The organism is Pleomorphomonas diazotrophica, from assembly GCF_002844595.1.
Lineage (GTDB): Bacteria > Pseudomonadota > Alphaproteobacteria > Rhizobiales > Pleomorphomonadaceae > Pleomorphomonas > Pleomorphomonas diazotrophica.
The window spans coordinates 87368-108573 of the sequence record NZ_PJNW01000005.1 but is presented as its reverse complement, the minus strand read 5'-3'; the positions used below and the strand labels follow the sequence as shown (position 1 = coordinate 108573).

At 65.5% G+C, this 21206-nt stretch carries 17 protein-coding genes and 1 tRNA gene; 10 read left to right on the top strand and 8 right to left on the bottom strand.

Annotated features, from left to right (window positions below):
* Positions 1-42: 42 nt before the first annotated feature.
* From modB to CXZ10_RS21520, 6 genes are all read left to right on the top strand, one after another.
* Positions 43-732 (top strand): molybdate ABC transporter permease subunit, encoded by a 690-nt coding sequence (gene modB / locus CXZ10_RS08710; protein ID WP_101288760.1) that lies wholly within the window; start codon positions 43-45, stop codon positions 730-732.
* A 5-nt stretch (positions 733-737) separates the two neighbouring features.
* The gene (modC, locus tag CXZ10_RS08705) at positions 738-1793 is read left to right on the top strand and encodes a molybdenum ABC transporter ATP-binding protein (protein ID WP_342212722.1); all 1056 of its coding nucleotides are present in this window, start codon (positions 738-740) and stop codon (positions 1791-1793) included.
* A gap of 98 nt (positions 1794-1891) precedes the next feature.
* Positions 1892-2761 (top strand): formyltetrahydrofolate deformylase, encoded by an 870-nt coding sequence (gene purU, locus CXZ10_RS08700; RefSeq protein ID WP_101288758.1) that lies wholly within the window; start codon positions 1892-1894, stop codon positions 2759-2761.
* Between the two features lie 126 nt (positions 2762-2887).
* Positions 2888-3220, top strand: a complete 333-nt coding sequence (locus CXZ10_RS08695; RefSeq protein WP_101288757.1) for a hypothetical protein — start codon at positions 2888-2890, stop codon at positions 3218-3220.
* A gap of 317 nt (positions 3221-3537) precedes the next feature.
* Entirely contained in the window at positions 3538-7296 is a 3759-nt protein-coding gene (locus tag CXZ10_RS08690) for an EAL domain-containing protein (RefSeq protein ID WP_101288756.1), read from the top strand.
* 155 nt (positions 7297-7451) lie between these two features.
* Positions 7452-7604 carry a hypothetical protein gene (locus tag CXZ10_RS21520; RefSeq protein WP_180335922.1) on the top strand — a complete coding sequence of 51 codons (153 nt, stop codon included), beginning with the start codon at positions 7452-7454 and terminating at the stop codon, positions 7602-7604.
* A 9-nt stretch (positions 7605-7613) separates the two neighbouring features.
* Here the strand turns inward: CXZ10_RS21520 and CXZ10_RS08685 are convergent, their stop codons facing one another.
* Genes CXZ10_RS08685 through CXZ10_RS08655 form a run of 7 tightly spaced genes read right to left on the bottom strand, consistent with a single transcriptional unit; the run spans position 7614 to position 17658 of the window.
* The gene (locus tag CXZ10_RS08685) at positions 7614-8294 is read right to left on the bottom strand and encodes a transaldolase family protein (protein ID WP_101288755.1); all 681 of its coding nucleotides are present in this window, start codon (positions 8292-8294) and stop codon (positions 7614-7616) included.
* Between the two features lie 53 nt (positions 8295-8347).
* Positions 8348-9550: an amidohydrolase family protein gene (locus CXZ10_RS08680; protein ID WP_210199885.1), complete on the bottom strand. Its 1203-nt coding sequence runs from the start codon at positions 9548-9550 to the stop codon at positions 8348-8350.
* Positions 9541-12183: a selenium-dependent xanthine dehydrogenase gene (xdh, locus tag CXZ10_RS08675; RefSeq protein WP_101288754.1), complete on the bottom strand. Its 2643-nt coding sequence runs from the start codon at positions 12181-12183 to the stop codon at positions 9541-9543. The genes CXZ10_RS08680 and xdh overlap by 10 nt, the downstream gene beginning before the upstream one ends.
* Before the next feature lie 13 nt (positions 12184-12196).
* Positions 12197-14221 (bottom strand): 4Fe-4S binding protein, encoded by a 2025-nt coding sequence (locus CXZ10_RS08670; protein WP_101288753.1) that lies wholly within the window; start codon positions 14219-14221, stop codon positions 12197-12199.
* Positions 14222-14237: 16 nt separating this feature from the next.
* A complete protein-coding gene (locus CXZ10_RS08665; RefSeq protein ID WP_101288752.1) occupies positions 14238-15155 on the bottom strand; it encodes an N-carbamoyl-D-amino-acid hydrolase in 918 nt (305 codons plus the stop codon).
* 14 nt (positions 15156-15169) lie between these two features.
* Positions 15170-16426: a Zn-dependent hydrolase gene (locus CXZ10_RS08660; protein ID WP_101288751.1), complete on the bottom strand. Its 1257-nt coding sequence runs from the start codon at positions 16424-16426 to the stop codon at positions 15170-15172.
* Between the two features lie 2 nt (positions 16427-16428).
* Complete coding sequence (locus CXZ10_RS08655; protein WP_101288750.1) at positions 16429-17658, bottom strand: diaminopropionate ammonia-lyase; 1230 nt, start codon at positions 17656-17658, stop codon at positions 16429-16431.
* 119 nt (positions 17659-17777) lie between these two features.
* On the opposite strand from CXZ10_RS08655, the gene CXZ10_RS08650 reads away from it, so the two are divergent.
* From CXZ10_RS08650 to CXZ10_RS08640, 3 genes are all read left to right on the top strand, one after another.
* The gene (locus CXZ10_RS08650) at positions 17778-18638 is read left to right on the top strand and encodes a MurR/RpiR family transcriptional regulator (protein ID WP_180335921.1); all 861 of its coding nucleotides are present in this window, start codon (positions 17778-17780) and stop codon (positions 18636-18638) included.
* A 452-nt stretch (positions 18639-19090) separates the two neighbouring features.
* Positions 19091-19378 (top strand): hypothetical protein, encoded by a 288-nt coding sequence (locus CXZ10_RS08645; RefSeq protein ID WP_143741503.1) that lies wholly within the window; start codon positions 19091-19093, stop codon positions 19376-19378.
* 249 nt (positions 19379-19627) lie between these two features.
* Positions 19628-19704 (top strand) — tRNA-Arg (locus CXZ10_RS08640).
* A 273-nt stretch (positions 19705-19977) separates the two neighbouring features.
* On the opposite strand, the gene CXZ10_RS08635 is transcribed toward CXZ10_RS08640, so the two are convergent.
* Positions 19978-20568: a Spy/CpxP family protein refolding chaperone gene (locus CXZ10_RS08635; RefSeq protein WP_101288988.1), complete on the bottom strand. Its 591-nt coding sequence runs from the start codon at positions 20566-20568 to the stop codon at positions 19978-19980.
* A gap of 71 nt (positions 20569-20639) precedes the next feature.
* On the opposite strand from CXZ10_RS08635, the gene CXZ10_RS08630 reads away from it, so the two are divergent.
* Positions 20640-21173 (top strand): Crp/Fnr family transcriptional regulator, encoded by a 534-nt coding sequence (locus CXZ10_RS08630; protein WP_244617186.1) that lies wholly within the window; start codon positions 20640-20642, stop codon positions 21171-21173.
* The last annotated feature ends 33 nt before the right edge of the window (positions 21174-21206 follow it).

Sequence of the window (21206 nt, the reverse complement as noted above, 5' to 3'; positions counted from 1 at the left end):
TGACCCCTTGCCGGCCCGGTTCCGATCGAACACTGTAAGTCCATGCCGGAACTTTCCCCAGACGCCTGGATCGCCATCGCCCTGAGCTTCAAGGTCGCCGCCGTGGCGACCTTGTGGGGCGTCCCGCTGTCCACCCTGCTGGCCTTGGTCCTGGCCCGCGGGCGCTTCCCCGGCAAGGCACTGTTCGACGGAGTCATTCATCTGCCCCTGGTGCTGCCGCCGGTGGTGACGGGCTATGTGCTGCTGCTGCTCCTGGGCCGCAAGGGACCGGTCGGCGCCTTTCTCGACCAGCATTTCGGCATCGTCTTCGCCTTTCGCTGGACCGGCGCCGTGGTCGCCGCCGTGATCATGGCGCTGCCGATCATCGTCCGCGCGATCCGACTGTCCATCGAGGCGGTCGACGCCCGGTTGGAACAGGCGTCCGGCACTCTGGGCGCCGGCCCGGTCTCCACCTTCTTTTTGGTGACCTTGCCATTGTCGCTGCCCGGCATTCTGGTCGGTGCGACGCTGGGTTTTGCCAAGGCGCTGGGCGAGTTCGGCGCCACCATCACCTTCGTCTCCAACATTCCAGGTGAGACGCGCACCATCGCCTCGGCCATCTACACGGCAAGCCAGAGTCCGGAGGGCGACGCCGAGGCGCTTCTCCTCTCGGTTATCGCCGCCGTTATCGGCCTTGCCGCTCTCGTCGCCTCGGAGGTCATTGCCCGCCGGTTCAGGAGGGCCTCCTCTTGATCGAGGTGGAGATCAACCAACGCCTCGGCGACTTCCAACTCGACGTCGGCTTTTCCGGCGACGGCGGCGTCACCGCCTTGTTCGGCCCTTCCGGCTCGGGCAAATCGTCGGTGATCAAGATCATCGCCGGCCTGACGCGCCTTGCCTCCGGCCGGGTCGTGGTCGACGGCACGGTTCTGGCCGATGGCAAGGGACGCCACGTGCCGCCGTACCGCCGACGCATCGGCGTGGTGTTCCAGGAGGCGCGGCTTTTCCCCCATCTCTCCGTTCGGAACAATCTCCGTTACGGACGGCTGTTCACGCCGCGGGACCAACGGCGCGTCGCCGAGGAGCCTGTGATCGAAACGCTCGGCATAGGTCATCTTCTCGACCGACGTCCGGCGACGCTGAGCGGCGGCGAACAGCAGCGCGTTGCCCTGGGGCGCGCGATGCTTGCCTCGCCGCGTCTGCTGTTGATGGACGAGCCGCTCGCCTCACTCGACGTGGCGAGGCGCCTGGAAATCCTGCCGCTGATCGAGGCCCTGCGCGACGAGTTCGGCATCCCCATCGTCTACGTCAGCCATGCCGTGGAAGAGGTGGCGCGGCTTGCCGGCAAGATCGTGGTGCTCGAAGCGGGCAGGGTCGCGCGCCAAGGCTCGCCCGCCGACGTGTTTCGCATCGCCGCCGATCGCTTCGCGATCATGTCGGTGGTCGAGGGACGGCTCGGTGCGCCGGATGATGCGTTCCACCTGACCCCCATTGAAACGCCCGCTGGCATCGTCTGGCTGAACGGCCTCGTGCGGCCGCTCGGGCGAGCGGTGCGCGTGCTGGTCCATGCAACCGACGTGGCGCTGGCCACCCGTCGCCCGGAGGGCGTTACCATCCGCACCGTGTTGGCCGGCACCGTCGCCGACATTCCCGACGGGTCCGGTCCGAGCGTCACCGTCGATGTGGCGCTGCAAGGCGGCACGCGTCTCGCCGCCTCGGTCACGCGGGCGGCGGTGGCCGAGCTTGGCCTTGAACCGGGGCGACAAGTCTTCGCCTTGGTCAAATCTGTGGCACTCGACGAGCGGCCTCTGTGAAATCCTGCCGGCGCGGCATCTGAATGCTTTAGCCTCTTTCTTCTCCGGGCCGGCCAAGCTAACTAGCGTCGACTGAACTGCCGACGAGGTTTCCGACCATGGCCGACGCTCACAAGCGCACCCACATTCTCACGCTCTCCTGCGCCGATCGTCCGCGCATCGTCGCCTCGGTCACCACCATCCTTGCCGGTCTCGGTGGCAACATCGCCGAAAGCGCCCAGTTCTGGGACCGCGTTACCAACCGCTTCTTCATGCGCATCGCCTTCGAGACGCCGGCCGCCCTGAGCGCCGAGACGATCCGCGCCGCACTGTCCGACACCATCGAGACCTTCGGAATGACCGTCGATCTCGTTGACGCCGCCCGCACGCCGAAGATCGTCATCATGGTGTCGAAGTTCGACCACTGCCTGCAGCACCTGATGTACCAGATCCGAGTCGGCTGGCTGAAGGCGGAGGTGGCCGCCATCGTCTCCAATCACGAGGACAGCCGCGCCTTCGCCGAGGCGCAGGGCATTCCCTACTATTACTGGCCGGTCGACAAGGACAAGTCGAACAAGGAAGAGCAGGAAGCCAAGGTGATGGCTCTCGTCGAAGAGACCGGCGCCGAACTGGTGGTGCTTGCCCGCTACATGCAGGTTCTGTCCGACAAGCTGTCGTCGGCGCTGTTCGGCAAGATCATCAACATTCATCACTCCTTCCTGCCGTCCTTCAAGGGCGCCCGGCCCTACCACCAGGCGCACGAGCGCGGCGTCAAGCTGATCGGCGCCACCGCTCACTACGTGACGCCCGACCTCGACGAGGGTCCGATCATCGAGCAGGAAACCTCGCGCGTCACCCACGCCCTCTCCGCCGAGGATCTGGTCGCCGTCGGCCGCGACAATGAGTCGCGCGTCCTTGCCCGTGCGGTGAAGCTGCATCTTGAGGCACGCGTTCTGATGCACGGCAAGAAGACCATCGTCTTCGCCTGACGCCCCCGCACGGATCCTCCCCGACAGCCCCCAAAGTCGCTCGTGACCCTGGTTTGCCGGCGTGCTTTGCTGCGCGTCTCTGGATGCAGATCTTATTGATCCGTGGCAGACAAAGCGGGGGGAGACATGAATTTTCAGATGCAGGCATCGGCGCTGGCCGCTGCCATTTTCGTCATGTGCGTGGCCGACGCCAGCGCCTATGACCGTCGCGTCGTGGTGGTCAACAATACCTCCACGACGATCCAGGAGTTTTACGCCTCGAATACCGGCCAGAATGATTGGCAGGAAGATATCTTTGGAGAAGGTGCGCTTCCACCGGGCGGTGAGGTAACGATCAACATCGATGACGGCTCCGGCTACTGCAAATATGACTTTCGCGCCGTGTTTGAAGACGCCACGGAAACCACGAAGGCCGGCGTCAATGTCTGTGAGGTGGGGCGGTTCTCTTTTGAGGAGTGAAGCTGGGGCGACGCTTCTGAGGAGCTAAAGCAACGATCGGTCAGGGGAGCGGGCCAGTCATCGAGCAGGAGACCTGGCCTGCGACCCATGCGCTGTCTGCCGAGGATCTCCTCGCTGTCGGCCGCGGCAAGAAGACCATCGTCCTTGCTTGAGGGCGCTTCTCCTTAGAGCATTCGCCGACCGAGTTGAAACATTTGGTCGCCCAGCGAATGCTCTTGCCGCGTCCTTCCGGAAGCTGAAGTTTTGCACGACGTTAAGCGTTGTTTCATGTCGACCTGTCAAACTTGCCGCATCCTCATCCAAGGCATGGAGCTGCGGTGCTGAAAGGCGTGTTCCCCGGAGGTCGGCTCGGCATATTTGCAGCTTGCGGTCTGCTGTACGCCGGGCTGTCGACGGTGATCATCGCCACCGTCGCGCTGGCCGATATACGAACGCCCGTCTGGCCGGCTGACGCGGTGATTGTCGCTCTCCTGGCCAACCGGACCGCTGGAGACCGCATTGCCGGCCTTGCCGGCGCTCTTGTCGGCTGGTTCCTGTTTGCTTCCTTCAGCGGCGGCGAGCCGTCCTTCCTGCTTTCCTTCTTTTTCGTCACCGGCCTGATGATGGGTATCGGCCTGATGATGATCGACCTCGTTCGGACGTGGGCGGAGAGGTCGCGCAACGAGGGAGTGTTCGAGGTTGCCGCCGGGCTTGCCGCGACCTTCATTCCGCCCCTGGTCTGTCTTGTCGTCGTCCTGTCGCTCAGGGCGACTGGTTTCCTGTCGAGCCTGCCGATGCCAATCGACGTCTGGTGGGCCGGGGCGACCTCCGGCTTTGCCATCTTCCTGCCCTCGCTGCTTTATCTTCAGCGGGATGCCGGGCGCCTGGGCGAAAGACCGGCTTGGCTGACGGGGGGACTGTTCGCGCTGATGGTGGCGCTGTTCTCGGCTGGTGCGCTGGCCGCGACCTCGACCCTGCCCGAGCCCGTGGTGTTCTTCGCCGTCCCCCTGCTGCTGGCGAGCTTTGTCCTGCGACCGGTCGATATGGCCATCCTCTCAGGTGCCGTCTGGTTCGTCACCATGATGGCGAACTACGGCAAGGCCGACGCCCTGCAGTTGCCGGTGTTGATGCCGCTCGGCGTCTCCGTCGGCACGCTGTTGCCGATCGCCACCTGCGTGTTGCTCGAACGCCTGCGCCAGCGTGAGCGCGATCTCGCCGAAAGCGAGAACCTGTTTCGCCGCTCGATGGACGACGCCAGTATCGGCGTGACGATCATCGATGCCGACTGCCTCTACCGAAAGGTCAACGCCGCCTTCTGCGCCATGACGGGATATAGCGAGGCTGAGCTCATTGGACGCAGCTTCAAGGACATCACCTACGAGGAGGATCGCGACCGGCTGGACAGTTTTTGCGAGGGAATCTCCGAAGGCAGGATTCGCAGCCTCAAGGCCGAGAAGCGCTACGTGCGCAAGTCAGGCGAAGTCTTCTGGGTGGAAGTGTCCATCATCGTCTTCACTGACCCCGCGACAGGCCGGCCGGATCGGTTGATCACCCAGGTTGAGGACATCGATCTCAAGAAGCGGACGCTCGAAGCCATAGCCGAGAGCGAGAGCCGCTGGGCCTTCGCGCTGGAGAACGGCCAGCAGGGCGTGTGGGACGTCGACAAGCCGGCCGGCCGCCTCTACACCTCGCCCACCTGGAAGCGAATGCTTGGCTACGAGCCCGACGACGTGTCGATCGACGGCGGCGACGCTTGGCTCCAATTGATGCATCCCGACGACCGCGACGCGTTTCTTCTTGTCAACGATGCTCATGAACGCGGCGAGACGGAATGGCTTGAGGCGGAGTTCCGCCTTCGCCACAAGGACGGTCACTGGGTATGGATCCTCGACCGTGGCAAGACGATCGCCCGCGACGAAGAGGGACGACCGCTTCGCATCATCGGCACGCACACCGACATTTCGCGCAACAAGGCTGCAGAACGGGAGATTCAGCTCCTCGAGGAGCGCGTGCGTCTCGCCGTCGAAGCCGGCGGCATCGGCCTCTGGAGCATCGATCTCGCCACCGGTGCCGCGACTTGGAATGGCGAGACCTTCGGTCAGATGACAGGTGACGGCGCCGGACAGCGCTCACTGGAATGGCTGCGCTTCGTTCATCCGGAAGACCGGCCGGCCCTGTCCGACATGCTGCATCAGGCAGCGGTCGATCCCGAGGCACGGGTCAACACCACCTGCCGTCTGCTGAGCCCGACACGCGGCGTCGTGCATATCCGCGTGCTTGCCGATCGGGTGACGCTGTCCAACGGCGACAGGCTGCTGCTCGGTACGGCCTGGGATATCAGCGAGCAGGTCAGCTCCGCTCAGGCGTTGCGGGACGAGAAGGAACGCCTCAAGACAACCTTGCACGCGATTTCCGACGGCGTGATCGCCACCGACGCCGATGGTCGCGTCGCGCTGATCAATCCCGCCGCCCGACGTATGACCGGCTTCTCCGAGGCGGATGCCTGCGGTCGTCCGATCGAGGAAGTCTTCCAGGCCGTTCATGACGACAGCGGCCTGCCGGCCACCTCCTGCGTGCGGCAGGTGTTGGAAACAGGCGCCCCTGTCGAACGGGTCGGAACGCAGGTCATCGACGTGCGTGGCCGCGATGTGCACTACATTCGCGAGGCGGCCGCACCAGTCGCTGCCGCCGGAGCCGATGGTCGGGCTGGCGCCGTCCTGGTTTTCCAGGACGTGTCGGCCGAACGCGCCATGCAGCGGTCGCTTGCCCATGCTGCCACCCACGACGACCTCACCGGCCTTGCCAATCGCCGCCATTTCGAGACGCGCATCCAGAGCATGATCGCCGCGGCTCGTCAGGATGGCAGCCGGCACGGTCTGCTGTTCGTCGACCTCGACCGCTTCAAGATCGTCAACGACACGGCCGGACATCTGGCTGGCGATGCCCTTCTGCAGGAAGTGGCGCGCACCATGCGGGCGATCGTGCCGATCAGCGATTGCCTGGCCCGGCTGGGCGGCGACGAGTTTGCCGTGCTGATCGAGAATTGTGACCGTCAGTTCGCGGCCTTCGTCGGCGAAAAGCTCATCGGTGCCATCGAAGCCATCCGGTTCACCTGGGAGGGCAAGGTCTATGAGATCGGCGCCAGTGCCGGCGTCTCCCAGGTCGACGTGACCACGGCAAGCGCCGAGGCGGTCCTCGCCGAGGCCGATGTCGCCTGCTACGCGGCCAAAGCGGCTGGTCGAGGTCGCGTCTCGGTGTTCCTGCAGGAAACCGGCGAAGCGCAACGGCACATGAGCGACTTCCGCATGGCCGCCCGCATCCGCGAAACAATCGAGAATGACCGCTTCGTGCTTTATGCCCAGGAGATCCGGTCGATTGCGGCTCCAGAGGCGACGAGCCGCTCGCTCGAACTCCTCATCCGCATGCTCGATGAGAACGGCGGCCTGTCGACCCCCGATAGCTTCATTCCCGCCGCCGAGCGCTTCGAGCTGATGGGCGCCATCGACCGCTGGGTACTCGCCAAGGTCATCGGCGATTTCGGACCGTCAATCATGACGGTGCCCGATCTCGGCGTCGCCGTCAACCTGTCGGCCAACTCGCTCAACGACCCGACGCTCTGGCGCTATCTCGCCGACCTCTTCAAGGCCAGCCCTCTGTCGCCGTCGCGGCTGACGCTCGAGATCACCGAGACGGCGGTGATCAACTCCTTCGAGGTGGCGCGCGACTTCATCCGTGCCGCTCGTGGCATCGGCTGCCGGGTGAGTCTCGACGATTTCGGCTCCGGTCTGTCGTCCTTCACCTATCTCAAGAGTTTCGACGTCGATGCCATCAAGATCGACGGCAGCTTCGTTCACAACATGGCCGGCAGCGCCTATGACCGTACCGTCGTGCGGGCGATCAACGAAATCGGCTGCGAACTCGGCGTGGACGTGATCGCCGAACGGATTGAGGACGAGGCGACGCTGAGGGAGTTGGCTGCTCTCGGCGTCCGTTACGGCCAAGGCTACTTCTTCAGCCGGCCACGCGATTTCAGCGCCGTTCTCGGCGACTATGGCGCCATGTCGGCCGACGACGTGGCCGAACCGCTACGCGCCTGAGTCTTGCTCACGTCCCTTGGACCTAAGCTCAGGTTGTAACTCCCCGAAAGCCGGCTCATCATGTTCACGTCGGTGGCCAGCCGGAAGACCGGCCCGACGGAGGAAAGGCGCGCGGCGACCGTTGCGTCGGCTGCGCTTTCGCTGAGGAGAGCGACATGGCCAAGGGACAGGTGAGAAAGACCAAGGAAGTGCGCAAGCCCAAGGCGACGAAGCCCGCCGGTGCCAAGACCGCGTCGGTGACGGAGGTCTTCGCCAAGGCGACCGACGACGCCACCCATCACGCCGGCAAGAAGAAATCGGCGGCTTGATGGTCGACCTCAGATGAGGTCGGCCGTGGTTCGGCCTTCGCCATAGGCGGCCGCCCAGTCGGCGGCAAAGCCGGCGATGCCGGAATCGGTCAGCGGGTGGCGGATCAGCGCTTCCAGTATGTCGGGCGGCAGCGTTGCCGAATGCGCGCCGGCCATGGCGATGTCATGCACCTGCTGGACGTTCTTGAATGAGGCGGTCAGCAGCCGAGTCGGCAGGGCGTGGATGCGGAAGAGATGGACGATGTCGGCGACGACCCTGACGCCGTCGCCGCCGATCATGTCGAGCCGGTTGACATAGGGCGCGGTGAAGGCCGCGCCCGCCACCGCCGCCATCAGCGCCTGCTGGGCCGTGACGATGGCCGTCGCCGTCACGCGGAAACCGAGGCCGGACAGCCGCCGGATCGCCTTGATGCCCTCCGCCGTCACCGGCACCTTGGGATGGAAGCCGGCCCCGACGAAGTCGGCGAGCTTGCGCGCCTCGGCCACCATGGTGTCGGCGTCGTTGCCCGTCACCTGGACGTGCAGCATGGCACCGTCGCCGATCACAGCGCGGATATCCTTGATGATGTCGGCAAACGGCCGCTTCTCGCGCGCGATCAGCGTCGGATTGGTGGTGACGCCGGCGATCGGATAGAGGTCGGCAAGGCGGGCGATGGCGGCGGTGTCGGCGGTGTCGAGAAAATAGATCATCTGGCTCTCCCTGCGACGACAATAGCCTTGGCCGACCGCGTCGTCACCGGGGATCAGAGCGCCGACATTCTCCTCCAGAGACGTGCGGCCTCGGCTCGCGCCTCGGATTCGATCGCGCCGGCATCGGCTGCGACGAGGGAACCGTCGCGAACGACGACACGCCCACCGACCACCACCGTCGTTACCTTGCCATCCTTCCGAACCACCACGTCGCCGGCCGCGCCGGCCGCGAGCCCCGTGGCGGCAAACCCGAAGCGTTCGGCGATCAACCGTTGGCCCGCTTCAAGCCGTGTCGCCCCCCGATCGTCACCATGCGTCTCGGCCAGGCGGAAAAGGGCGGCTTCCTCGACCGCCATGTCGGCGTTCCAGCCGTCGCAACCGAGCGCGACCTTGTCCGAGTGGCGGAGATTGACGGCATAGCCGACGCGGTTGCCTTCGTTGGAGCGTGGGTTCTGGACCAGCCAGAGGCTGCGTCTGTCGGCCTCACGCACCTCGTCGCCGGAAAGGTGCACGCCATGGGCCAGGATCGATCCGGCCGGCAGCGCATCAAGGGCAACAAGCCGTTCGAGCGGACCGGCGTAGCCACGCTCCCGTGCGTCCTCGACATCCTCTAGAGCTTCGGCAACATGGACGTGCATCACGGTGCCCAGCGTTTGGCAAAGCTCGCCCGCTGCCCGAATGGTGTCGTCCGACACGGTGAAGCTGGCGTGCAGGCCGATCAGGCGACGGACGAGCGGCGTCTCCTCGACGTTGCCGCACTCGACGAGACCGGCCTCGGCTTCGGCACGGCCGAAGTTGCGCTCGGTGGCGCCGAAGGCGAGAAGCGCCCGCACGCCGAGGTCTTCGGCGGCATTCGCCAGCACCTGCAGCGAGCCGCTGATGAAGTGCGGCGACTCGTGATGATCGACGAGGCTGGTGGTGCCGGCGAGCAATGCCTTGGCGATGTAGTCGCGGGCCGATGCCCTGAGCGCCTCTGCATTAAGCGCCCGGTCGAGCCGCCACCAGACCTTTTCCAGGATTTCGATGAAACTGGCCGGCGCCGGTTCGGCTGGCGGCATGCCGAAGGGCGCAAGGCCCGAGTAAAGATGGGTATGGGCGCAGACGGCGCCCGGCGCGATTTCGCCATCCGGACAGGCGATCACCGGAGCAGCCGGGTCGGCTGTCGCCGCGATCACGCCATCGACGATCGCCACGGTGAGGCCCGTCCGGTCTGGCCCCAAGGTGACTGAACTGGTGATCGAACGGGTCAATGCCATTGGCTCCGATCGAGCGCGGGATCGAGGCCGACCGACAGCGCCCGCGCCGCCGGACTGTCGATCATCGGCAGCACCGTGCGCCGCACGCCGTCAAAAGCCGCCAGCGCCGCGGCGACGGCACCGGCCGTCGGCACGAGGCCGATCTCGCCGATACCCTTGGCGCCGAACGGCCCCTCCGGCTCGTGTTCCTCGATCAGGATCACCTCCACCTCCGGCATGTCGGAGGCCCTGAGCACGCCGATCTCGCGGACGTTGGCGGTGACCGGCATGCCATCCTCACAGGGAAGCTGTTCGGTGAGCGCGTAACCAAGGCCCATGTGCACGGCGCCCTCGATCTGTCCTTCGGCAAGCTTCGGGTTGAGCGCCTTGCCGACGTCATGGGCGGCGACCACCTTGGCGACGCGGCCGGTGTCGTCGAGGATCGCCACCTGCGTCGCCCAGCCGAAGGCGGTGTGCGTTTTGATCTTGCCGTTCTTGAGTTGCCCCGGCGCGGTGGTGTCGTCGATCAGGATGTCGCCGGCGAACACCTCGCCGACCAGATCCTTCAGCGTCTTGCCTTCGTCGAGCGCGGCGCGCAGCGCCTTCGCCGCCTTGATCACCGCGTTACCGGCCAGGAGCGTGCCGCGCGACCCGGTGGTCTGGCCGACACCGACATCGAAGCGGCTGTTCACCTGCGGCACGAAGATCGACGACGGCAGGCCCGTCACCTCGGCTGCCGACTGGGCGGAAATGGTCAGCAGACCCTGTCCCATCTCGGTGAAGCCAATATGGAGACCGATGCGGTCCTCCGCCTCGATTTCCAGGCGGCACTTGCCCCATTCGAGCGCGCCGTTGCCGATGCCGGAGTTCTTCACCGCGCAGGCGATGCCCACCGCCTTGCCCTCGGCTTTCGCTGCGTAATAGGCGTCCTTGACGGCAAGCAGCGACTTTTCGAGGCCGACCGACTTTTCGAGGATCTGGCCCGACGAGAAGACGTCGCCGACCCGCACGCCGTTGCGCCAGCGCATTTCCCAGCCGTCTATACCGACCTTCTCGGCTAGAAGGTCGAGGCAGCCTTCCATGGCGAACGACGTCTGGTTGACGCCGAAGCCGCGCATGGCGCCACAGGGCGGATTGTTGGTGTAGGCGGCAATCGAATGGATGGACAGCGCCGGTACCCGATAGGGCCCGCAAGCATGGCCGGCGGCGCGCTCCAGCACCTTGTCGCCCACCGAGGCGTAGCAGCCGCTGTCGCCGAGAATGTCGATCTTGGCGGCGGTGATATGCCCCTCCGCGTCGCAGCCGACGGAGTAGGCCATCTTCATCGGATGGCGCTTGGGATGGACGCGCACCGACTCCTCGCGGGAGAGAACCAGGCGCACCGGCCGGCCGGTCAGGCGGGCCAGCACGGCCGTCTGTGCCTGCACCGTCATGTCTTCCTTGCCGCCGAAGGCGCCGCCGGTCGGTACCAGCTCGACGAAGATATTGTCCACCGGCTCGCCCAGCACGCCGGCCACCGCCTTGCGGTCCTCGAACACGCCCTGGCCCTGCGAATAGAGATGCAGGCGGCCGTCTTCGAGCGGCACGGCGAGACAGGCTTCCGGCTCCAGGAACAAATGCTCGATGCGCTGCGTCTGCCATGTGCCGGAAACGACATGGGCAGAGGCGGCGAGCGCCGCATCGGCGTCGCCGCGCTCGATGACCGTCTCGGACAGAAGGTTGGGCTGGCGCGGGTTGACCTGCCGGGCGCCGGGCTTCAGCGCCTCCTCCGGCGACAGCGTCGGTTCCAGCACCGTGTAGTCGACGGCGACGAGCGCGGCGGCGGCACGGGCCGCACGCGGCGTTTCGGCAGCAACGGCGGCAATGACGTCGCCGACATAACGCACCTCTTCTCCGACCGCGACGAACACCGGCCAGTCCTTCTTGATCTGACCGACCCAGCGGTCGCCCGGCACGTCGTCGGCGGTGGCGATGCGCACCACGCCAGGATGGGCGAGGGCTTTCGAAAGGTCGATGGAGTTCACGCGGGCCCGGGCGTGCGGCGACAGCACGAATGCGCCATGCAGCAGGCCGGGCACGTCGATGTCGGCCAGGAACGGCCGATCGCCGAGCGCAAGGTCGCCGCCCCGGAAACGCTCGACCGGCTGGCCGACGCCGCCATCCGCTGTCGGCTGCGGATGCGGTTTCACGCCCGCCTTGACGTCGCGGATCAGCTCGACGGCGTCGATCACCTTCTTGTAGCCGGTGCAGCGGCAGAGATGGCCGTCAAGAGCGGCGGCGATCTCCTGCCGATCCGTTGCCTCGCCGGCATCGGTCAGCGCCTTGATCCGCACCACGAGACCAGGGGTGCAGAAGCCGCACTGGACACCGGCAGCGGCCTGGAAAGCGTCGGCGTAGAGCTGGCGCTCCGCCGCATCGACGCCTTCCAGCGTGACGACCGGCCGGCCCTTCACGGCTACAGCCTTGAGGGTGCAGGTCTTGCTCGGCTTGCCGCCGATCAGCGCCAGACAGCAGCCGCACTGTCCCTGACCCGAGCAGGCGTCCTTCACCGAGGTGACCTTCAGGCGGTCGCGCAACACGGAAAGCAGCGTCTCGTCCGCCTCGACCTCAAGTTGGTGGTCGCGACCGTTGACGGTGAGGGTGATCATGGGCATCTGGTGGGTCCGTTCAGTCGAAGGCGGCGTTGGCATAGGTGACGATGGTCGGCGCCGTGACGGCGCGGGCGATGCGGGCGAAGAGGATCAGGCGGCCGATATCGACCGGGCTGTCGGAGGTGCCGACGGTCGCTTCCGGCGAGACCGGGTCGATCGAGAGGTCGAAACCGCCGCCGTTGCAGGTGAGGCGGGTACCGTCATCTTCGATCGTGAAGCGCCGGCCATCGTCGCGCACGTGCAGACGTAGTCCCATAGCCGTCCGTTCGATGGCGAGGCCATCGCGGTCCGGCGCGTCATCGAGGCTCGAGGCTGAACCGAACAGGTTGGCTTTGCGGGCGAACGGGCCGCCCGTTTCCGGACAGGTGACATCGCAGTTGCCGCAGCGATTGCAGACGTCGGCGAAGATGCCGATCTGCTGGGCGCGCGTCACGGGCTGCGTTTCGCCGACCACCATCCCAGGGCCCGGTTGCAGCACCGCCGTAACGACCGGTTCCTGCGACAGCGGATAGCGGAAGATTGCGTCGTTGGGACAAACGTTGACGCACTTGCCGCAAGTCTCGCAGTCGAGAAGCGCCAGTGCCACGCCCGTCCGGCGCGGCGGGTTGTCCACCTCGGGCCGGCTGTAGCGGCGGTCGGCACGCACGCGGGCAGCATAATGGGCGGTGTTGCGAAGCCGGGCGGCCGACACCCAAGCGTCGAAGTCCGGGCCGGCGGCTTCTCGCAGATCTTCACCCGTCTCAAGCGCTGCGGCAAGCTTCGCCTTGCGCTCCGCTGGGAGATCGAGATCGTCGAGCGCCGCTCCGGCAAGCCCGAAGGCTTTCAGGGCATAGGTATCGAGGTCGGATGCTTCCACCTCGGCCAGGCGGTCGGCGAGGTCGGCAATATACTCGGCGCCCTTGCCGTAGCCCGCCCCCTTCAAGAGGTCGGTACAGACGCTGACCGGCTTGAGGCCGAGCGCTACCGTGTCGGCGAAGTTGCCGACGTCGATGCCGGCGGAGAAGGAGATCGGGAAGCGGTCGCCGAACTCGGCGCGGAAGCGGTCGACCAACTCGATGGCCAGCACGTGCAGCGGTGGGCCGGAAAGATACATTTCGCCGGTGCCGGCCGGGAAGAACTGCTTGTGGTTATGAACGAGCAGCGTGTTGGAGAACTTGACGCCGAAGCCGCGCCCGAGCTTGTCGGCCAGCTCGCCCAGCCGGGAGACGATACCTTTTACATCCCCCCATTTCGCGTCCTTCTCGAAGGTCGCGTCGGGCACCACGAGGTCGGTGTAGCCGAGCTTGTTGTGCAGGAGAGCGTTGAGGTCTGCTTTGCCGAGAAGCGTCGGGTTGAGCTTGACGACGACGTCGAGCCCTTCCTCGGCCATCAGATGACCAGCAATCGCCTCGATCTCGCTGGGTGGACAGCCGTGGAACGTGGAGATGGTGACGCTGTCGGAGATGCAGGTCGGGAACGCCAGATCGCGAAAGCGAGCGTAGGCCTCGGGAATCTGCGGGCGCAGCCGCTCGATGACAGTACTCGCGTCCTTCATGCCGGCGATGAAGGCGCGCACCTTATCCGACCGAATGCCGTCGAGATCGTAGCCGACGCTCATATCGATGACGGTGTCCTCAAGGCCGGGGGCAAATCCCTCCGCCTTGGCCATCTCGATCAGCATCGTCGCCTTGACGTACTCCTCGAGCGATTGTTGGAGGGACAGTTCCTGCGACCACTCGATGTTGAAGCCCACCGTCTCCATGTCGATGCAGGGGCGGGCGATCTCCAGGTGATCGAGCACCTGCACCGTCTTGAGCTCGATCACCCGGCCACCGGCCAGCCAGCTCAAGACGATATTCTGCGCCAGCTGCGTATGCGGCCCGGCTGCCGGCCCGAAGGGCGTCGCCGCCCTGCGGCCGAAGATCGAGGTGGAGAGATCGCGACCGGCCGCCGCCTTGGCGAACTTGAAGCGCGGCAGATGAAAGGCGCTCTTCTTCGCTTCAAGCTCGCGGAACATCCGGTTGATGAGCACCGGCAATGGGATCGGCGTCAGGTCGGCCATGCAAATCAATCCCGCATCAGACCGGCGCCGACAGGAGCGGATACATTTCCGGCCGCCGGTGCTTCTGGAAGTTGAAGATATTGGCCCGGATCTCGGTGCAGCGATCGAGGTCGCAGTCATGCGTGACCAGCTCGTCGCCGAGCGTCGAGGCCATGGCGACGATCTCGCCGGTCGGCGCGATGATGCAGCTCTGGCCGATCAGCACGCAGTTCTCCTCGTTGCCGGCCTTGCCGACGCCCACCACCCACATGCCGTTGGCGTAGGCGCCCGCCTGCATGGCCAGGTGATTGTGGAAGCACTGGAGATGGTCGTGCTCGGGAGCGAGCGGATAGTGATAGGGCGTGTTGTAGCCGATCAGCACCATTTCCGTGCCGCGCAGGGCATGCTCGCGGTAGGTCTCCGGCCAGCGGCGATCGTTGCAGATGGCCATGCCGAGCTTGCCGCCGAGGCAATCGGCCGGCGCGAAGAAGGTATCGCCCGGCTCGAAATAGCGCTTCTCGAGATGCTGGAACGCCCGCCAGGGCTCGTTCTCCGTATGCCCAGGTAGATGGACCTTGTGGTAGCGATGGACGATCGCGCCGGTCTTGTCGACGATGATCGAGGTGTTGAAGCGCCTGACACGGCCGTCGATCACCGTCTTCTCGGCATAGCCGAAGCTGATGGCGACGCCGAGTTCCTTGACCTTGGCAAACAGCGGCGCCGTCGCCGGGCCGGGCATTTCGGTCTCGAAGAAAGCGTCGACCTCGGCCTGGTCTTCCATGAACCAGCGCGGGAAGAAGGTGGTCAGCGCCAGTTCCGGATAGACGACGAGATCGCAGCCGCGCCGGGCGGCCTTTTCGAGTAGAGCGATCATCCTGGCAACGACCACCTCGCGGCTGTCGGCGCGGGCGATCGGGCCAAGCTGGGCGGCACCGACGACGATGGTGCGGGACATTTCTTCAGTACTCCTCAGGCGGGTGAGTTGGCGCGGCCGGCCAGTTCCAGCGCCAGCGTGCCGAGCACGGCAAGGCCGTTGGCGATGTCGCCGGGCGCCGTGTATTCGGCGGTGTTGTGGCTGAGCCCGGCAATGGACGGCACGAACACCATGGCGGCCGGGCAGGTGCGGGCCAGCATCTGGGCGTCGTGGCCGGCGCCGGAGAACATGCGGCGGGTGGAAAGGCCAAGGCTCCTAGCCGTGTGCTCGACGCGACCGACCAGATCGCGGTCAAAGGCTACCGGCTGGAAGCGGGCCAGTTGGCGCCGGGTGAAGGAGACGTGCTCCTCTTCGGCAACCCTCGCCACCAGGGCGGCGAGCCGTGCCTCGGCCTCGGCCAGCACTTTCTCCTGCGGATGGCGAAGGTCGACGGTCATCTGTGCCATCTCGGCGACGACATTGACGAGGTTGGGACGGAGACGTAGCGAACCGACCGTGCCGACCATGTCACCGCCGATCGATTTCGCGATGTCGGCGACGCCATGGGCGATGCGGGCGGCGGCAAGGCCGGCATCGCGCCGGAGGCGCATGGGCGTTGCGCCGGCGTGGCTCGACCGGCCGGACAGCGTGATCTCGGTCCAGGAAATGCCCTGCACGCCCTCGACGACGCCGATGTCGATGCCCTCGGCCTCCAGCACCGGGCCCTGCTCGATATGATATTCGAGATAGGCGGCCGCCTTGATGCCGCCGAGCGCCGCGGTGCCGGCATAGCCAATGTCGGCGAGGTCGTCACCGAGCCGCGTACCGTCGATGGAAATGGTGTCGAGCGCCTCCTGCAGCGGCAGGTCGCCGACATGCACGAGACTGCCCAGCATGTCCGGCTGGAAGCGGGCGCCTTCCTCGTTGGTGAAGGCGGCGACAGTCACCGGATGGACGGTGGCGATGCCGGCGTCATCAAGCGCTTGCAGCACCTCGAGGCCGGCGAGCACGCCGAGATTGCCGTCATAGAGGCCGCCGGTCGCCACCGTGTCGATATGCGAGCCCATCATCACCGACGGGCCGTCCTGCGTGCCCCTGCGGGTGCCGAAGATATTGCCGATCGGGTCGATCGCCACGTCCAGACCCTGCTCCCGCATCCAGCCGACCACGAGGTCGCGGCCGGCCCCGTCCTCCGGCGTCAGGGCAAGCCGGCAGACGCCACCCTCCGGCAGTGCGCCGATCTGCCCGAGCGCCTTGAGGCGCGCGACGAGACGATCGCCGTTGACGGGCAGGGCGGGGGAAAGATCTGTCATCACTATGCTCCAGCGCGAACCGCGTCGCCGCTGCGGCCGACGATGCGGGCGTAAAGATCCGGGTCGGTGTCGCCCTCGCTCCCGATGAGCAGGACACGGGAGCCGCGGTCGAGACCAAGCGACCGTCGCCACTCTGGCTGACTGGCGGCAACAATCAATCCGGCAAGACCCGCAACCCCCGATTCGCCGCCGACGATGGTGGCCCCCGCCGCGCCCGACGCCAAGAGCTGCATTGTGGCAAGTGCCGCCTCGTCGGGGATGACCATGAAGGCGGATGCTCCGCCTTCGACGATCGGCCAGGCGATCACCGACGGCTCGCCACAGGCCATGCCGGCCATGATGGTGTTGAGATCACCGGTGACGGCGGTCGGCCGGCCGGCTCGGGTGCTTTCATAAAGACAGGCAGCCCTGTCCGGCTCAACCACGACGACGGCGGGCATGTTGGCGCCATAGGCTTCCCAGAGATGGGCGATGACGGCGGCGGCGAGGCCGCCGACGCCGGCCTGGGTGAAGACATGGGTGGGGGGCACGTCACAGGCGCCGAGAGCTTCGGCCACCATCACCGAGTAGCCCTGCATGACGTCGCAGGGGATGTCGGTGTAGCCGGGATAGGAGGTGTCGGAAACGACGAACCAGCCGTTGGCGGCGGCGGCCCGGTCGGCCTCGCGCACCGAATCGTCGTAGTTTCCTTCCGTGCGGACGACTTCGGCGCCATAGCGGCGGATGGCGTCGGCGCGTCGCTCTGAAACGGTGGCATGGATGAAGATCACTGCCCGCGCGCCGAACATCCGTGCGCCCCAGGCAACGGAACGGCCATGATTGCCATCGGTGGCGCAGCAGACGGTGATATGCTTGGCCGCCTCTCTTAGCCGGCCGGCGGCCAGTGCCGCCTCATCGACATGGCCAACACGTCGCCGGAGTTCTTTGACAAGCAGACGGAACACCGCATAGGCCCCGCCGAGCGCCTTGAACGAGCCGAGGCCGAAGCGGCCGCTTTCGTCCTTGTAGCGGATGCTCGCCACACCGAGCCGCGCCGCCAGCGTCGTGAGAGAAGCGAGCGGTGTCGGCACGTAACCGGGCCAGGAAGTGATGACCCCGGCGGCGGTGACATAGCCGGCGTGCGACAGCGTCTCCTTGAGGGGCTCGGGATAGGGGCCGTTTTTGCGAGCCGTGTTGACAAGCAGGGCTGCTTTGTCGGGTGAGAAGGCTGGGTTGGAGATAAGGTCGGTCATCGGTCCAGTTTCATGTTGTCGGCCTCCCGCTTGACAGTGAAGTGTATATGAAAGAGAATTTTCATGAAATGGAAAAAATGAAAAAAGAGTCTGCAAGCAGTCGAGACGAGCGGAGTGACATGGCATCCGGCGGAGTTGATGCTCGCATCGCCGCGCTGTTCGACGACCTGACTGAAAGCGAGAAGCGCCTCGCCGAAGTCGTGCTCGAGGCGGCCGGCGATCTCTCGGCCTTTACGGCCGGCGAACTGGCCGCCCGCGCCGAGGTGTCGGCGGCGACAGCCGCTCGTTTCTTCCGGCGGCTCGGCTACGAAAGCTATGGCGACCTGCGCCGCTCCGTCCGCGACGCGCGCACCTGGGGCTCGCCGCTTTATGAACTGTCCGCTGCGGAACAGCCCGCGGATTTTGCCCGGCACATCGCCCAGGATGTTGAAAACCTCCAGCGTCTTGCCGTCGAACTTCCGCCGACCGCTCTTGCCGCGGCGGTGGATATCCTCGTTTCCGCAGGGCGCCTCCACGTCATCGGCTTCCGCAACTCCGCGGCACTCGCCGCCTATGCGCGGGGTCTGCTCGCGCATGTGAAACCCGACGTCCGGCTTCTGCCTCTGGCCGGTCAGACGCTGGCCGAGGATATTGCCGATCTCGGAGGTGACGACGTCCTCCTGGTATTCGGTTTCCGCCGCCGTCCGCCAATGCTGCGCGACGTGATGGCCGCCGTCCGCGACACGGGTGCTCGCATCCTGCTCGTCACCGACGCCTCGGCGGCCAGAACCGCCCATCTGGCGCATGTGACGCTACGTTGCCCCAACAAGGGCGACAGCCTGTTCGACAGCTATGTGGCGCCGATGTCCCTTATCAGCCATCTCGCGTCGGCGACCGGCGCGGCGCTCGGAAAGTCGGCGGAAAGCCGTCTGGCAACCATCGAGGATCTGCACCGCCGTCTTGAGCCCTTTTTGTCTGGTCGGCATACGCCGGGCAGATGATCGACTGATCGAAGCAGCAGGCGGTCTTCGGAAGAATGACGAGTGAAATCAAACGCTGCGGTCGCGTTCCGATCCAGTGAGCACGTCTTTGCTGTAGAAACTGAGCGCGTTAACTCTACTTTCGCGCGACTCTTGGTGAAAAAGATGTATACTTCGATCCGATGAAAGCGAGTTGATGCGTCGGATCGGTGCGATTGACTCATCTTTCATTAACCTTCTCCGTGCGAGGCTGGGTTCCAGTCTCGGTGCGGGTCGGGTGAACAGCGAGCGCGCCAGCTTCGTGGCGGCCACCTCACCCATGCCGGAGGGATTCGTATTCGCGCAAGCGAAGCGGGTTCCGACAGGTTCATGCGGGTTTGGATAGACCCGGAAAGCGCCCGACGAGCCACCGCTCGGAGGGGTTCTTTTCCATTCCGATCGGTTCTCGATCGGTAGCACTCGGGTTGGCGCCAATGTTTACTCTCGTTGTTTTTGCAAGTTTGGCATATTTTGCTGTCGGCCTTGGCTTCGCGATGCTGTCGCTTCACGAACTGGCCACCAATGGGCGTAGTGGTCCTCTCAACAGGCTCATGGCGTGGTCGGGCGTCCTGTTTTGGCTGCCGATGTTGCTCGCCATCGTCGTGACGGCCTTTCTCGCATCTCGCCGGCCGGTCCAGTCGCCGGTTCCCGCCGCGGCCACCTCGACGGGTGCCATCATTGCCGAGCGTCGTGCAACCCGCAGGGCAGCCCGTCGGGTCTGACGAACGCAGAGACGTCGGCTGTTCTGGGCGAAGTGTCTCTTGGTCGGCGGCAAGGAAATTGTGCCGACCAAGTTTTCCCTCCCTCTCACTTCAGACTAACTACTTGAAAAGACGGCAAATCGGCCGTTTCATAAAAAGCCGCTGCAGCCGAGCAGAAAGCTCTTGCATTCGTCCGGCCAGTTGGTTAGACACTCCCCAGCGATCGGGACCGCCGATTTTATCGCGGCGGTGTTCATATCGTATTGGCTTGCGCTCGTAGCTCAGCTGGATAGAGCATCAGACTACGAATCTGAGGGTCAGGAGTTCGAATCTCTTCGAGCGCGCCATTTTCCCACCACGTCGAAAGCCCGTAAGTTGGGCCGCCAGGTCCATGGCGGATCGTGCTTCGTCGCGAAGATCGCAGCGACGAGGACCTGACGGCTGTTGCTTGGCAAAACCAAGTAGCTGCCTGCGATGCTTGGCGACGCCGCAGGTTGTGGCAGCAAGGTCCTCTGTGGTGGCCGGAGAGCGGCTGAACCAACTCCTGCATCGTGCCTCTGAAGACCGGCGGGGCAACCGCCCGCCGATACCTCCGATGGAGGAAGGTGGCGTCCCCAGTCTCAACCGCAGTTGTTCTGGTGTCTCCACATCTCGGCGTCGTGACCCTTTGGGACGTTGGCACATGGATCTGGCCGATAGCCCCGCAGCATGTTGTACCGCGCGATCTGCTCGGAACTCAGCAGCGGCGGCGTCGAGAGGTGGCGGGATAGATGGATGAAGCGAAGGTCCGCTCGCGCCGCTTCCGCCTCGTCGATCAGCGCACGCAGGCGGGACTCGTCGAGATCGCCTGACTGGAAGGCAGTCCCGATCGCATCCTCCGCTTCGATCAACCGCGCCCCGGCGGCGATGGCCTCGCTTCGCATCGCATCGAAGATCCGCTGAATGGCAGCGACCTGATCGGCAGAGAGCGGAATCTCGTCGCTGAGGTCCAGCAAGTGCGCCGGGCCGGGAACGCCGTTCAACTCGGCGGGCAGTGCAAGCCCCCAGCCGCCGCCCCGGCGCAGCTCCTTGAGGTCGCTTTCGGACAGGCTCTTGATCGCGCGTGTCTCAAGACCCGCGTAAGGCGAGCTATGGCCCATATGGTCCTGAGCGGAAACACCGGCCGGATTGAAGGCGATGGCGAGGCCGATCGACAGGGCGCGCAAGGACATCATGAGACGAGATCTCCGCAACGGTCGGCCTAGAGTGACATAAATGCGGCAAGAAGCATATGATAGCGATCATGTCGGATGCCCTCGCCCTTCTTTTTGAAGCCGCCGAACAGCGCCTGGTCGAGGTGGGAACCCGTCTGTTTCACAGCGGCGATACCGTCAGGCACATGTTTCTTGTCGTGGCGGGTGGGGTGAATCTGACCCGCGTCACCGGGGCGGGGGCGCCCGTCGTCCAGCAAAGAGCGCGACCCGGCATGGTACTCGCGGAAGCGTCGGCCTATTCGCGGACTTATCACTGCGATGCTCATGCCGTGAAGGACGCGCTGGTCCGGGCTATCCCGGTCGGGACGTTCCGGGCGCGGCTGGCCTCTGATCCCGCCCTTGCCGATGGTTGGGCCGCGCATCTGGCGCAAGCTGTCCAGAGCGCCAGGTTACGCGCGGAGATCCGAACGCTCCGCACGGTCGCAGAGCGTCTCGACGCCTGGCTTGAAGAGGGGCGGACGTTGCCCGCCAAGGGGTTGTGGCAGGATCTTGCTGCGGAGCTCGGTGTCTCACGCGAAGCGCTTTACAGGGAGCTTTCCAGGCGCCGCATCTCGCGGTCTTGAAGTCGGGTGACCTGTCCGAAGGGGGCGACCGAG